Genomic DNA, 14,084 nt, shown 5'->3' with positions numbered 1-14,084 from the left:
TCTTCGCCCCGCTTATAGAATGAATTGCATGTTCTCATAAATGTAACTATAACACAGTCAATTATGTATTGTTTTCGCAATGCCGATCCCTGCAGGCTGGCGAATACTATCAAACAGTGACAAACCAAGCAGCAAGGAATGATATTGTGTGCGGCATTGCTGGAGCGATCAACCTAAATAACGAACCTATCCAAGGCTTAAATCGGCGACTGGACGTTATGAGCAAACTGATCCATCACCGTGGCCCGGATGGAAAAGGCAGTTGGTTGAACGAGACACAATCTGTTGGCTTGGCACATCGCCGCCTTTCAATTATCGACCTCACCAACCATGGTGCGCAACCGATGTTGGCCCAAAATGGGACAGCGCTGACCTTTAACGGCGAAATTTACAACTATCGTGAATTACAAACAAAATTAAGCAAGAACTGGACGTTCACCAGCCATTCCGATACAGAAAGTATTCTCGCAGCCTATGATAAATTCGGTATAGATAGCGTCAATCAACTCCGCGGCATGTTTTCGTTTGCCCTGTGGGATGAAAAAGAAAACCGCCTTTTTTGCGCACGTGACCGTTTCGGCATAAAACCCTTTTATTATGCCGAGGTTGACGGGACTTTATATTTTGCTTCTGAAATTAAAGCCCTCATCCCCTTCCTACCGGAAGTCAAAACAAATGCGGATGCTTTTTCAGAATATCTGACTTTCCAATATACCATCAGTGAACAGACACTTTTTGAAGGTGTTAAACAATTGATGCCCGGCCACGCCTTGGTCGTGGAAAACGGTGTTGTTCGCACATGGCGTTATTGGGACGTTTATTATGAAATCGACTATGAACATAGCCCAACCTATTTCAACAACAGATTACGTGAACTCATATCCGATTCAATTGATGTTCATTTGCGCGCAGATGTCCCCATCGGCAGCTATCTCTCCGGCGGTATTGACTCAAGCCTGATTTCACTGCTCGCAAAAGACTTCAATCCGGCGAATAATCTCGCGTTTCATGGTAAGTTCACGGAATTCCCCGGATATGATGAAAGCCATTTTGCACAGGATGTGGCTGATAAATGTGACAACACATTGTATCAAATTGACATCACGGCCGATGATTTTCGCGATAACGTGGAAAATGTTATTTATCATCTTGATGTCCCCATTGCAGGACCCGGTGCCTTTCCGCAGTATATGGTCTCAAAACTCGCGAGCGAGCATGTGAAGGTCGTTCTTGGTGGACAGGGTGGGGATGAAATTTTTGGCGGTTATGCCCGCTATGTTGTTGCTTATTTCGAACAATGCATTAAGGCTGCGATTGATGGCACATATAAAAACGGCAATTTCGTTGTAACACCGGAATCCATCATTCCTAACCTGGGTGTTCTGCGTGAGTATAAGCCTTTGATTAAAGAATTCTTCCGCGAAGGTTTATTCGATAATATTGACGAGCGCTATTTCCGTTTAGTCAATAGATCCAACGATATGGTCGATGAAGTGGAATGGGAAAACCTGAATATTGCAAAGGTATTCGAAAGCTTCCAATCCATTTTTAACAACACACGCAACGTGCGCAAAGAAGCCTACTTTGACAGTATGACGCATTTCGATTTTAAATGCCTCCTGCCGGCTCTTTTGCATGTTGAAGATCGAATGAGCATGGCGCACGGGCTGGAAAGCCGCGTCCCCTTCCTGGATCATCCCCTGATCGAATTTGCAGCCTCGGTCCCGGCAGATGTTAAGTTTGAAAAGGGTAATATGAAACATATGCTCAAACAAACTTATAAAGATGTTCTGCCGACAAGCCTGCTGGAACGTCGCGATAAGATGGGTTTCCCCGTGCCTTTACGGGAATGGTTTGCCGGTGATTTGCATGATATGGTTCAGGATATTTTCAGAAGCCATAAAGCAACAAACCGTGATTTTATTAACTATGATGCGGTCCTGAAAAATTTTGATAATGTAGGGCAATTTTCCCGTAAAACGTGGGGCCTGTTTAGCTTGGAATTATGGTATCAACAATTCCACGACAAAGCGGATAGCTACCGAAAACTTTTAAGTGAATAACGATATGTCAAAAGTTTCTAATAAAAAAGTCAGTGAATTCTGGAACGAAAACCCGGTTGCTGCCGAAGGTATTGAATTTGAACCGGGCACACCGGAGTTTTACGCACGTTTTGACACTATTCGTGAAGCGGATGACTGTGAACCCTATGCTTATTCAGATTTAATTCATGGATACACCCGTTCATCCGGCAAAACTGTTTTGGATATCGGTTGTGGCAATGGTTATGTTTTATCACGTTATGCCATGCACGGCGCAACGGTTGAAGGCGTAGACATTACCGATACCGCCGTTAACTTGTCTCGCAAACGTTTTGAATTATCCGGACTTGACGGACATTTTCAGACGACGGACGGCGACACATTGCCGTTTCCTGACAATCACTTTGATATTGTATGTTCAATGGGGGTTTTGCACCACATTGAAGATCCGCGACCGATGATCAAAGAAATCTACCGCGTCTTAAAACCCGGCGGCCAAATCATCTTGATGCTTTATTATCGTTATAGCTGGAAAACAGTTGTCATTATGAGGCTGAAACGTCTCTTCCATCCAAATTATCGGGGGAAAAGCCAACAAGAAGCCCTGAACATGAATGACGGGGACGATTGCCCGCTTGCGCTGGTTTATTCTAAAAAGGAAGCGCAAGAGCTTTTATCCGCTTTTGAAAATCATAAATTTCGTCTCAATCAGCTTTCGTGGAAACAATTACTGTTGATCCCGCCACTGGCGAAAATCCTGACGCCCCTATTGCCAAGCTGTAACAACAATATTTTTGCCCGCCTCATGGGGTGGAACCTTTATATTGATGCGCGCAAACCTGACTGAGCATCACTTGCTTATGAGAACGATTGACAATAAATTTGAATCCCCCATCATCGATAAACAGTTATCTTCATAAGTTGCGCCTGAGAAAGACTTTCAATGTCAAAATCATATTCCTTTATGTCCCAAGTCTTTATCTTTGGATTAGGAATTGGTGTTAATCGCTTATTATGGTTGTTGGCCCTGCCTGTTCTTTCGTCTTTTTTAATTGCAGAAGATTTTGGGCGCATTGCCTCTTTAACAGTGATCGGTGTTGTTCTAAGAACAATCTTCGGGTTAGGGATTTTTTCATCTCTCGGCATTGTTTATTTCGATAAAGACACCCCCGAACAACGTGCAAAAGTCATTGGATCTGCCGTAACTTTTGCCGCATGTGGTGGTGTTTTATTGGTTCTTCTGTCTACGCAATTTGCCACTTCATTGGCCGAACGTTTTCTGGATAATTCTGATTTTCATCATTTAATTATTCTGCAATCCATTGCTGTTGCACTTCAGCTTATATCTGAACCGATGCTCTTAAGGCTTCAGTTCGATAAACAGGCTATTTCCTATTTTTTCGTTGCCGTTGCGCTTCCGATAATCGGTGTCCCGATTATGTTGATTTTAATCGCCTACTTTGACTTCGGAGTTTTAGGGTGGTGTGTCGGGCAATTGGTAAATGGTGCTGGTCAACTCATTCTTGCGGCCTTTATTTTAGGAAAAACGCGAACAATATCCTTGGGGACTTTCCCTTTCATTCTTCAGATCATCCGCTTTAGCTTGCCGTTGTGGCCCAGTGTAAGCCTGACATACTTTATGCAATATAGCGGGCATTACTTTCTGAAAGAGTTATCAAACCTGGAAGCGTTAGGCCTTTACAGCCTTGGTTTCAGTCTAGGCATGGTAATGAATTTATTTGTCAGTGCCTTTGGAACCGCATGGGTTCCCTATTTTCAATCTTTTCAAAAGCAACAAAATCAAGCGACGGAAAAGTTTTCTCAAATTGCGGTTTTTTACCTTTGCACATTAGGAGGGCTGGTTCTCTTAGCCTTTATTTTTGCACGGCCTACCGTTTATTTATTAATGGAACCAGAATTTTTTGATGCGTACCGTGTCGTCGGCTTAATTGCTTTAGCACAAGCCTTGTTTGCCTTTTGGATTGTCCTCCAACCGGTGCTTTATTTTAATAAACGCGTCTATCTTATTTCTCTTTTCCAAGGTTTAGGCGCAGTTTGCATAAGTTTAAGCAGTTGGTTTTTCGTCCCCATATTTGGCCCGGAAGGAGCCGCATATGGGTCAATTGCGGGCGGGATATTTTTAATCCTGATACAAATCGCATATAACGCAAGTCAGCAAGAAAATGTATGCGCCTATGACTGGAGAAGGCTTGCTGTTTCTTTTGTTTTTACAGGAATAGCCATCCAATCCTATCGTTTATTCGAGCAGAATAATGGTATATGGGCAAGCTTTGGGTTTGGCATACTTTGCTTTGTTGTCTTGGCTCTGCTTTTTTGGTTTTTCATTCTTAATAATGAAAATAAACTCCTTATTAAACAATATATACGCAGAAAACAGCAGACAGCCCCTGAAACAAAGGTTTAACACTTAAATGGTGCGATGATTTTAGTGTTTGATTTTAAAAAGACGGCCATTATCCCTTCTCGGTAGGTGAATATAGTTCTGTAATATGGGATGAGGGGAGCTTGACAATTATTAGATCGTCGCACACAATCGGCTTATGAAAACATATATGACACAGCAATTTTTCGAAATTATTCGCATCATTCCATAGGAATGGTGGGTTTTCGTTGTGTCAGAATTACAAGATCCGCCCTAGAGGCGGTTTTTTATTGTCTGCTTCTGGGGGAACAATTTATGCCTTAGGAGAGAAAATGAAGAAAGTCGCAATATTTGGCAATGCAGGTGGCGGGAAGTCCACATTGGCAAAGCATTTGGCCGCAGCCACCGGATTGCCGTTACACTCGCTTGATAAAATAAAATATCGCCCCGGTGGTGCAGAAGTCCCGCATGAAGATTATCTGGATATTCATCGTGAGATATTGAAACAGGATGAATGGATCATTGATGGTTTTGGCTGCGTCCCGTCTGCATGGGAACGTTTTGCGGCGGCAGATACATTAATCTATCTTGACCTGCCTCTTTTCATTCATGGTATGTGGGTGACAAAACGCCTGTTGAAGGGGGCGTTTATGAACCCCGAAGGTTGGCCCGAAAATAGCCCGATCTGGAAAAGCTCATTGAACAGCTATCGCGTGTTATGGCTGTGTCATCAAAAACTGACGCCTCGTTACAGGCAGTTGATGGATGAAACTCAAAATACAAAACAGGTGTTCCATTTGCGAAGCGCCAAAATGATTAAAGCGTTCCTTCAGGCGCTATAGGGGATTGTTGTCGGACTGTTTCGAAAGGGACGCTTCTTCCTCAGCTTCACTTGCCTTGAGTTCCTGCCATTCTTTCAAGCGTTTTTCGCGCTCCGCGCGTTGTTGCTGGATGAAACGAATGGGGGATAAGGCGTTCCACGTGATCAACAGGAACATTCCAATAACGAAAACAGGGACGATTGCAAGCCAATCCATATAGAAAATTCCTTAAGAAGATGAAGAGACACATTCGTGAAAGTCACTTAGTTATACACAAAAAAAGATGTTTCTAAATGGAAGCTTAAGTTAATAGCTGTTTTTTTAAGTGATGAAATTTGAGAAAGTCTACTACGGATCAATTATATTGCTTTCTAGGTCCTGTTGACAAAGTGGGTTCACAAATTGCTTAGGTCCTGTTGACAAAGTGGGTTCACAAATTGCTTAGAATGTGATTCAAGACTTCTTTTTATGAGGAGAAGTCTATGCGGAATTTGATGAGCGACGATGAATGGTTATTCTTCGAGCCATTCCTTCATGCCCAAGGGCCAAAATCTGGCCGTCCTCCCTCAAATCACCGCCTCACTCTTGATGGTATTTTTTGGATTGCCCGGACAGGAGCACCTTGGCGTGACCTCCCCAATTACTTCGGTAAATGGTCCTCTGTTTATCGTCAATTCCGCCGCTGGACATTGCTCGGCGTTTGGGATGTTCTACTGGATGCCTTGAACGATGCCAAAGCCGTTCCAGATACAGTGCAAATGATAGATAGCACAATCATCAGAGCCCATCATCAGGCTGCTGGGGCAAAAGGGGGACTCAAAAAGAGGGTCTCGGCCGTTCAAAAGGTGGCTTTACGTCCAAAATACACCTTCGAACAAATGCCGAAGGCTTGCCAATAGCTCTGGAAATCAGCGAAGGCCAAACATCAGATTACAAAGGGTATGCTCCATTGATGGAATGGGGTGGTCCAGATGCCAAGGTTCTATTGGCAGACAAAGGCTACGATGCAAACTCCATTCGGGACGATATGGAGAAACGCGGTGGATACGCCATGATCCCAATGCGGAAAAACCGAAAGGAAATCACTCCCGTTGATGATTTCGTATATGGCTTGAGAAATCAGGTTGAACGCTGCTTCAACAAACTCAAAAATGCTCGCCGGGTTGCAACTCGGTATGACAAGACGATGCTCAGTTTCCTTGGCTTCGTGCAGGTCACATCAATTCGGGTATGGGTAAAATACTTTGTCAACAGGACCTAAGTAAAGCGTCATTGACTTCTTTGTGTTTTTAATTCTACAAAAATAGTACTAAAAGTAGTTTTTTCTTCCTTGGTTGTAAACAACATGCTTAAAGTTCTCCTGTCTTTTCTTATTATTTTGTCGTTAACGGCGTGTCAGACAAAATCTTCTTCACTGCAGTATTCGTATTGTGTCAACAAATCGCATGTATATAAAAAACTAAACGTATCTTGTGAGTTTGGAGATAGGTCTATTTCTGCAGAACAATTTCAGATAATTGAGGGAATAAAGGCAAAGGAACGCCCTTTTATTATCTGGAAGGACTTTCAACTTAAGGGAACTTGGGCTGGTGTTACAGAAAAAGTCTTTGGGATGCTCTATTTTCCTTTTGAGGGGGAAGAAGCGAAAATTTCTTTTACGGACACTGAAAGTGATCTTGTTTGTAAGGGGGAAAGTAAATGGAATAGCCGGAGTGTAGTCAAAGTTCCTAAACCTCAGGGGACTTGGCAAGTTAAATGTAATAGCGATTTGAATCTCCAAGGTCAGTTTTTTAGGGTTACGCCAAATACTGGCTTTGTTAAGGGCTTGGATAATTTGGGAAGAGGAATTTTACTTTCTTTCGCAGAGAATCCCAGTGATCGTTTCGATAGTTCACAGTTTTTTGGAGAGTGGGAAGGTATAACAAATCAAGTTGTTGGACATATAGGGCTAAGGAAAATTACTTTCTTAGTTTTTAATAGAAATATGTTTTGTCAGGGGAACGTAAAACATATCCCCAATCACCCTACAGAAAACATCTGGTTCGCAAATTGTTCAGATGGTGAAAAGCTAACAGGTTACCTGAAAAGATCATTCACAAAGGAAGACGCAGTTTCACTTTCTTCAATAGGTTTTGATACTAAAGGGCGTGTTATTTCATTTGTTTATAATGATATGGAATGAGCTTCGTATGCAAAAAGTGCTACGATTTGGTAGCAGAATTCTCATGTCCCTATATCTCGGAAGCGTAAGTGATTGACGCTTGAAATAATGGAATTTAATCAAAAGTCTTATATTCAGTTTATTATCTTCATATGAGAACTCAGTGCTAGGGATTTGCTACAACTATTAAGGTGCTTCGACTCAAATTGGTCGCTTACATCCATCGAATGAACTTCATTATATATACGGATATATTCGCATATGATGCTTGAATGCCAATTGCTATTGTTAATATTAAACCCTAATTTCTGACCAATCACTCTCTTTCTGTTTTCATTGAAATAATAGAAGTAAACGACATATTCTTCGTTGAGGTTTAAGTAGTGAAATACAATTCGTGATTTATATTTTTGGAGAATTTTTCTGATATTCCCATTATATTCTTTCTTAAAATACTCAAGAGGTATGTCGGTAATCTTTATACCGATTTTATTGAGATGCTTTTGTATCTCTTTCAAAAAAATATACCCACCCATATAGTTTTCTTCAATTGCAAGCACTTTAGGAAAAGGTGGGGTTGCTGGAGGAACCTTGGGTTCAAGAAAATCATAATCACTTGCTGATGAGAGTGAGGGCGAAAAAAATAAAAGAAGGAAAGCTAGTATAAACTTCATTGGTTTGTATTCTTTGATTGCATATGAATTTATTTGATAATCTAACATAGAATATATGAAAAACAAAAAGCCGTTTCCAAATGGAAACGGCTTTTCTGTATCCGTATGCTCTCGTGAAGCGTCGGTAATCTCTGAAAGATTAACGATTGGAAAATCCAAATTCATATTTGGTATTTCGGTTTATTATATATCATATTGATAAATAATGATAAAATATTTTATAAATAATTTTGTTGTAATTAATTGTAGTAATAATATGTGGTAAACGTGTATGTTGTATCCTGCTGCTGGATTGCGGGGGATAAGCATGGTTGGATTGAAAGATCGGCTCTATTTAAGAGGAAAGACATACTGGTATCAACGATATATTCCAGAGCGTTATCGTCCACATGTTTGGTCAAAATTTGGCAAAGGGAAATTTGTCAAGAAAAGCACCAAGACCCGCGATTACAATGAAGCTGTGTTGGTTGCCAAAGCCTTCGATTTAGAAGTCGAAATCATGTTTCGATTTGCCGAAAAGGAACTTAGGCCCAAGGTCATTACGGATATTGCTGAGGGCAAGAAAGACAAGGCTAAATGGTCGTCGAAACTCCCTAATTTGGGGGAGGGTGGGATCACACGTCAGATATTCGATGCGATAACTAACGAATTGGCCTCGATGATTATGCCTGATGAAGAGGAGCGTCGGTGGGCTACACCCAATATGAGTGCGGAGGAGCTTATTGCTAATGCATTTGAAAATACGAAAATCGGAGGCAGCTACGATGTTCCGTCGGAATCTCTTATCCAGCAGATGAAACCGGAGTTAATCAAGCAGTTGCTATTTGAGGCAGGTAATGCTGTTGGGAATTTTAATACGACTGTAAACAATGTGGCATTGGAAGAAGCTGCAACAAATCTGATCAAGCGAGAACTCAAAACACCAATGGCAACGCAGAAGACTGTCGCGGAATTCATTGAAGAATTTTACGATACCGGCCCCAAAGGGGGGAAGAAGAGTAAACGACTTTATCAGGATGGAAGATTGGAAGACTATCGGTGGCTGGGTTGTCGCCAAGGATGCCGGGGAGGGATATGGCGAACCCCTGACGCCGGACGTGACGATTGAGTCGCTCAAGCATCTCAAATTCGGCATTGAAGATTTGATTATGTGAGTTGTTGCAATATTAACTTTAATCCTTTAGGTGAAATATTCTCATATGTCACATCTAAAGGATAGGGTATGTTTGTCGGGCAAAATAAAATAAAATCCGCCAATAGGAGGCATTACCAGTCTCTGATAAAGAAGAAAAAACCATGGGCGACCGGAATTTTAGAAGAATTTGGATTGAATGCTGATGCTTTAAAAATCATATCTTTCTTCGGCATTCTGTTTAGTTATTTACCTTTACTCGTATATTGCATTTCTGAGGAATTGCCATTTGTGGAGGCCGCTGAAAGTTTCGGAAGTTACGTCATCGTATTCGTTTTACTGATAATGCTGTTCGTCTCAATGTTTATCGTTTTGTTCGGCTTTATGAGATATGCCCGACATGAAGATGAAATCTCAAAACGAGTAACAATTGGCAACCATAAGAAAATTGATTTTTTGAAAGGAAATTTGTTTAGGGTAATTTCGTTATACACATTGGGACCTGTATTAGTTTTAGCTTTTTTCGGTTTCTCAATGGCATTAGATGGCTACTTGATCTTAGGCATGCAACTTCTGTTTCCCGCCACTATTGGGCTGCTTGTTTTCATCCCTGCCTTTACGCTTACTCTGGTTTATAAATACAAAGATGTTTCCAAATTAAATAATTTTCTTGCTGTGCTAAACGGGACATTCTTCTCAGCAGTCGCATACTTCTTAGTATTCTGGATTCTATTTCGATTAGCCGACGTTGGTGGATATTTTCAAGATTTAGATGATCGTGGACAGAGTGCGGTAATTCTGTTCGTATTTTTCCTAACCTCCGTGGTTTTCCTGTTCTTTACATTTGTCACAACTCTCAATATGAAAATCCATTACGGATATATTTTTACTGTGTCTCTGGTGATGGTATTTGGACTATTAATCCAGTTTGATGGTGCCGCCCTTTTTCTTGGCAAACGGACTATGGCAGTTTTAAAAAAGGGCGGAGACATTCCAATCGTCATCAATGTGAAGAAGGAAGCAATCTGTAGCGATGTTCAGAAACTAAATCAGCTTATCTTCCCAAAGGACACATGCAGTTCGGAGGGAGTAAGAGGCAAGCATAAGGCTGTCGCCAGCAAGACCGTTTACTTGGCATTATTAACTGACAAAGAAGTCTACATCAAAACAACCCTTGAAGACCTTCCCCCGGAGGGAACGGGAAAGTCTCCGATTATTTCAATAAACAGGAAAGAGATTTTCTCAATTTTCTTTAAGACAAGGATTGCGGACAAAGAGGGCAAGGATCAAAAGCAGGCTGTTTCAGGTTAGAGCCGCAATGATCGATTGATACCGACCCAGATCGACTCCACCTGCCGGATCATCTTTCAACCGGTCAGCTTCCATCTTGAAGAATGACACAATTAACTCGGCTTTGCGTTCAGACGTGAGGTCGAGTTTGTTTTTTGTGATTAAATTATCTACGCCGAGAATCACATCTTTCATGATGTTCAGGTGGAAAGTTTCAACCACGCCATCTTTCGGATCGCGGATCAATTCAGCGGCGGTGCAGCCATAAAGCTGTGCAAATTCTTGCGTTCGACGCAAGCTCGTATCAGATATGCCGGACTCAATACGAGAGACTTGACTGGGGCTAATGCCCATTTTCTCAGCGGCTGATTCAAGTGTGAAACCCGCTCTATTTCTAGCTTCGCGGAAGTTTAGTTTCATAATCAATTCCTATTTCAAAATCCAATATCGGTTTCACACATAGGAAATTTGCGTCATACGCAAAAAAATGACCATAGCATAAAATGCTTGACTCAGGCTTTTAATGCTGGAATCAATTTGCATATGAAGCTCGAAGATTATTTGAAATGCAATGAACTTACGATGCAGGCATTTGCCAACTTAATCGGTGTTCATGTCAGCACGGTCCATCGCCTCAAGTATGGAAAAATCATGCCTAGCCGTCGCGTGACGGAGGCAATACATCAACAAACCAAAGGGCTGGTTACCATTTCTGATCTGGTCCAAGTTAGGGGGAATAAATGAAACTTCTTATCGCAGCGATGTCATTGGCTGTCACAGTAGTGCTTACAGAAGCGGCTTATGCCAACAATCCACTATACCCGGTATGGTCAAAGAAAGCGGTCACGAACCCGATGACTGACAAGTTTGAGTTCTTGAGATACTCGTCCGTTTCCGACTCAAACCGTGAGAACCTTCTAATGGTTTGTGACGGGGAAGACGGCAAGGTAAAGGCTTTTTGGCAAATCGCAACCGGAGGCAAGGGCTTCCCGCATTCAGTATCTGACCTTCCTGTGAAATATCGGGTCGATAAACGCTCACCAATATCCGCCACATGGCAGGTTGGTAACCCGCGTGTTTTGCTTTTGCCATCAGATATTGGTGATTTCTTACAGAACTTGAAAGGCGGCAAAAAGTTCGTGATCCAAACCGATTATACCGATCCCGTAAGTTTCGATATTAAAGGCATTGATACGGTGATTTCTGAAATTACACGGGCATGCCAATAACACCGGCTTTAATTGGCAACTGGAAAGCCCTCTCTGTAAGGGGGTTTTTCTGCATTCTCATTTTAGCAGTCCTACTGATACCAGCAGCGAACGCTTTCGAAGCTCCAACGTCTTCTACAGAGAAGTCATTCCGATATTGGGAACAACGTCGTCAAATGATGGAAGGCGGCCAGATTAAACGTATTGCTGATAAATGCCAAAAATTAACCCAACATCACAGCGTCATGGCAGAACGTGCTGCCGGGTGGTTATATCGTTTTGCGGTGCCATATGGTGGTAACAACGCCTTTATTGACCGTCCAACTCATTTCACCGCAGAAAAACAAATCCTTCGTATCCATGGCTGGCTACAAGAAGAAAACCGTTGGGAACGCCATGGGGCAGCCGTTCCCGGTGCGTTGGACCGTTGTCGCCGAAATCATCAACAGGCGATCAATGAGGTTATAAGCCTTATGACCAAATTCGGGGCAATCTACATTCCAGAACAAAACGATTGGACAGAAAGCTGGTCAGGCAGCCAGTGACAGGCAAAGGTTCCCACGTTTTGAATTTGCAGATATGGACCCGGATAATAGAACCCTAAAGTATGTGCAAAAGACGGACATCATCGTAGTTTACGAGGATGCTGATATTTTTAATAAAGAAATAGCTGAATATTTTGTGGAGGAAATGCCGGGTGTAATTATCCTCTCTAATATGAATGATGATCCATTAATAGAAACAGAAGAAGGTCTGTTCAGAACAGATCGTATTACTGAGAATATTGAAAATACCAGAGGCATCTACCAAAGCTATTTAAAGAAGGTGCATGCTCAGGTCTTTCCTAAGCCTGTGCAAACTATAGAAGCGGCAGAGTTTGTTCATGACCTTTTCAGGGTTGCCGAGTATTATGGAACACGGAGCCGTCGGGAATTGGCAATCTTCATGAATAAACTTGATCGATACAAGGACATGTCCATTGAGAGCATTCAAACGCAAATGAAGGTGCATTTGAAAGCTGCTAAGATGGATAGTCGTCTTACTGAGTTATTGAAAGAAATAAAGAATGAAGAGCAAGAGGTTAAAGATAGATTCTGGCATTTACGAGAGACAATCATGCCAAGGCAGAATGAATACCCGCCATATTTAAAGCGACTAATCAAAATGAAAAAATGCTCAAGCTGAGTTGGAAATTTCAACTGGGATGAACCTCTAACGCCGGACTATATCTGTGGCAGAATACCTTCAATTAGCTGTGGTAAAAAAGTGTGGTAATGTTCTGTGGTAATTGCCAGTCCAAAACCCAGACGCAAAAAACCCCCAAAGCCGCATTATGTAAGGCTTTGAGGGTGATTTGTATCCGTATGTCTCGGAGGCGTAAGTGATTAACGCTTGGAGAACTGGAAGGAACGACGGGCTTTTGCCTTACCGTATTTCTTACGTTCAACAACGCGAGAGTCACGAGTAAGGAAGCCTGCTTTCTTCAGAGCCGGGCGCAGGGCCGGTTCGAAGTTTTGCAGGGCGCGGGAAAGACCGTGACGAACCGCACCGGCTTGGCCAGACAGACCGCCACCAGTTACAGTCGCAACAACGTCAAATTGACCTTCGCGTTCGGTAACTTCGAAAACCTGGTTCAGGATCATGCGCAGAACCGGGCGAGCGAAGTATTGTTCAACATCGCGGCCGTTGATGGTGACTTTACCGGAACCCGGTTTCACCCAAACACGTGCGATGGCGTTTTTACGACGACCTGTACCGTAAGAACGACCTTGTGCGTCGATTTTCGGTTCAGCCGGAGCAGCGGCTTCAGCAGCCGGAGCTTCAGAAGTTGTTGCAACGCTGGCAAGGTCTTCCAAAGTCTTTTTCTCTTCAGCCATGATTATGCGCTCCGTTTGTTTTTGTCGTTCATGGAAGCAACGTCGAGTACTTCCGGCTGTTGTGCTTCATGCGGGTGAGCAGCACCAGCATAGATGTGCAGCTTTTTCATTTGCTGACGACCCAGCGGGCTGCGTGTGATCATGCGCTGAACAGCTTTTTCGATAACGCGTTCCGGATGATCGCCATCCAGAATTTGTTCCGCTGTACGCTGCTTGATGCCGCCCGGGTGACCGGTGTGCCAGTAGTAAATTTTGTCAGAGCGTTTTTTGCCTGTCAGTTTTACTTTATCAGCATTGATGATGATGATGTTGTCACCAGTATCGATGTTCGGTGTATAAGTCGGCTTGTGTTTGCCGCGCAGGTATTGCGAGACGATTGCCGCCAAACGACCCAGAACGACGTCTTCAGCGTCGATCACGAACCATTTGCGTTCAATTTCGCTCGGCTTTGCAGTGTAAGTTTTCATGTCAGTCCACTTGCATACGGATTAAAACT

The 14,084-nt window shown here is 42.7% G+C and carries 16 protein-coding genes and 1 pseudogene; 12 read left to right on the top strand and 5 right to left on the bottom strand.

Features of this window, described 5'->3' with window-relative positions; translation table 11 throughout:
• Window positions 1-116 precede the first annotated feature (116 nt).
• The 4 genes from asnB (at window position 117) to ACI0FF_RS12275 (ending at window position 5,267) form a co-directional block, all read left to right on the top strand.
• Window positions 117-2,063 carry an asparagine synthase (glutamine-hydrolyzing) gene (gene asnB / locus ACI0FF_RS12290; RefSeq protein ID WP_419797113.1) on the top strand — a complete coding sequence of 649 codons (1,947 nt, stop codon included), beginning with the start codon at window positions 117-119 and terminating at the stop codon, window positions 2,061-2,063.
• Window positions 2,064-2,067: 4 nt separating this feature from the next.
• Window positions 2,068-2,889: a class I SAM-dependent methyltransferase gene (locus ACI0FF_RS12285; RefSeq protein WP_419797112.1), complete on the top strand. Its 822-nt coding sequence runs from the start codon at window positions 2,068-2,070 to the stop codon at window positions 2,887-2,889.
• A 96-nt stretch (window positions 2,890-2,985) separates the two neighbouring features.
• The gene (locus ACI0FF_RS12280; RefSeq protein ID WP_419797111.1) at window positions 2,986-4,467 is read left to right on the top strand and encodes a lipopolysaccharide biosynthesis protein; all 1,482 of its coding nucleotides are present in this window, start codon (window positions 2,986-2,988) and stop codon (window positions 4,465-4,467) included.
• A gap of 290 nt (window positions 4,468-4,757) precedes the next feature.
• Window positions 4,758-5,267 (top strand): adenylate kinase, encoded by a 510-nt coding sequence (locus ACI0FF_RS12275; RefSeq protein ID WP_419797110.1) that lies wholly within the window; start codon window positions 4,758-4,760, stop codon window positions 5,265-5,267.
• Here the strand turns inward: ACI0FF_RS12275 and ACI0FF_RS12270 are convergent.
• On the bottom strand, window positions 5,262-5,462 hold the full coding sequence (locus tag ACI0FF_RS12270; protein WP_419797109.1) for a hypothetical protein: 201 nt from the start codon (window positions 5,460-5,462) through the stop codon (window positions 5,262-5,264). The two genes, ACI0FF_RS12275 and ACI0FF_RS12270, sit on opposite strands and share 6 nt — an antisense overlap.
• 266 nt (window positions 5,463-5,728) lie before the next feature.
• Between ACI0FF_RS12270 and ACI0FF_RS12265 the strand changes: the two are divergent.
• Together ACI0FF_RS12265 and ACI0FF_RS12260 are read left to right on the top strand one after the other, a co-directional pair.
• Window positions 5,729-6,507, top strand: a pseudogene (locus ACI0FF_RS12265) (IS5 family transposase).
• Between the two features lie 84 nt (window positions 6,508-6,591).
• A complete protein-coding gene (locus tag ACI0FF_RS12260) occupies window positions 6,592-7,428 on the top strand; it encodes a hypothetical protein (protein WP_419797108.1) in 837 nt (278 codons plus the stop codon).
• Window positions 7,429-7,541: 113 nt separating this feature from the next.
• On the opposite strand, the gene ACI0FF_RS12255 is transcribed toward ACI0FF_RS12260, so the two are convergent.
• Complete coding sequence (locus tag ACI0FF_RS12255) at window positions 7,542-8,246, bottom strand: hypothetical protein (RefSeq protein WP_419797107.1); 705 nt, start codon at window positions 8,244-8,246, stop codon at window positions 7,542-7,544.
• Window positions 8,247-8,388: 142 nt separating this feature from the next.
• Here ACI0FF_RS12255 and ACI0FF_RS12250 point away from each other — a divergent pair, with 142 nt between their 5' ends.
• The gene (locus ACI0FF_RS12250; protein ID WP_419797106.1) at window positions 8,389-9,189 is read left to right on the top strand and encodes a DUF6538 domain-containing protein; all 801 of its coding nucleotides are present in this window, start codon (window positions 8,389-8,391) and stop codon (window positions 9,187-9,189) included.
• A 114-nt stretch (window positions 9,190-9,303) separates the two neighbouring features.
• Window positions 9,304-10,524: a hypothetical protein gene (locus ACI0FF_RS12245; RefSeq protein WP_419797105.1), complete on the top strand. Its 1,221-nt coding sequence runs from the start codon at window positions 9,304-9,306 to the stop codon at window positions 10,522-10,524.
• Here the strand turns inward: ACI0FF_RS12245 and ACI0FF_RS12240 are convergent.
• A complete protein-coding gene (locus tag ACI0FF_RS12240; protein WP_419797104.1) occupies window positions 10,516-10,923 on the bottom strand; it encodes a helix-turn-helix domain-containing protein in 408 nt (135 codons plus the stop codon). The two genes, ACI0FF_RS12245 and ACI0FF_RS12240, sit on opposite strands and share 9 nt — an antisense overlap.
• A 123-nt stretch (window positions 10,924-11,046) precedes the next feature.
• On the opposite strand from ACI0FF_RS12240, the gene ACI0FF_RS12235 reads away from it, so the two are divergent.
• From ACI0FF_RS12235 to ACI0FF_RS12220, 4 genes are read left to right on the top strand one after another with little or no spacing between them, the layout of a single operon-like run.
• Window positions 11,047-11,247 (top strand): helix-turn-helix domain-containing protein, encoded by a 201-nt coding sequence (locus tag ACI0FF_RS12235; RefSeq protein WP_419797103.1) that lies wholly within the window; start codon window positions 11,047-11,049, stop codon window positions 11,245-11,247.
• Window positions 11,244-11,732 carry a hypothetical protein gene (locus ACI0FF_RS12230; protein WP_419797102.1) on the top strand — a complete coding sequence of 163 codons (489 nt, stop codon included), beginning with the start codon at window positions 11,244-11,246 and terminating at the stop codon, window positions 11,730-11,732. The genes ACI0FF_RS12235 and ACI0FF_RS12230 overlap by 4 nt, the downstream gene beginning before the upstream one ends.
• A complete protein-coding gene (locus ACI0FF_RS12225; protein ID WP_419797101.1) occupies window positions 11,723-12,256 on the top strand; it encodes a hypothetical protein in 534 nt (177 codons plus the stop codon). Before ACI0FF_RS12230 ends, ACI0FF_RS12225 begins: the two co-directional genes overlap by 10 nt.
• A 34-nt stretch (window positions 12,257-12,290) precedes the next feature.
• Window positions 12,291-12,896, top strand: a complete 606-nt coding sequence (locus ACI0FF_RS12220; RefSeq protein WP_419797100.1) for a hypothetical protein — start codon at window positions 12,291-12,293, stop codon at window positions 12,894-12,896.
• Window positions 12,897-13,096: 200 nt separating this feature from the next.
• Here ACI0FF_RS12220 and rpsI read toward each other — a convergent pair whose 3' ends face one another.
• Both rpsI and rplM read right to left on the bottom strand, forming a co-directional pair.
• Window positions 13,097-13,588, bottom strand: coding sequence for a 30S ribosomal protein S9 (gene rpsI / locus ACI0FF_RS12215; protein ID WP_419797099.1), 492 nt, complete (start codon window positions 13,586-13,588; stop codon window positions 13,097-13,099).
• 2 nt (window positions 13,589-13,590) lie between these two features.
• Entirely contained in the window at window positions 13,591-14,055 is a 465-nt protein-coding gene (gene rplM / locus ACI0FF_RS12210) for a 50S ribosomal protein L13 (RefSeq protein WP_417820414.1), read from the bottom strand.
• Between the last annotated feature and the right edge of the window lie 29 nt (window positions 14,056-14,084).

Source organism: Terasakiella sp. 4MB5A (assembly GCF_050058155.1).
Classification (GTDB): Bacteria; Pseudomonadota; Alphaproteobacteria; order Rhodospirillales; family Terasakiellaceae; genus Terasakiella; species Terasakiella halodenitrificans.
Note: the sequence above shows the minus strand (reverse complement) of the source record. Positions and strands in the feature narration are given on the sequence as shown.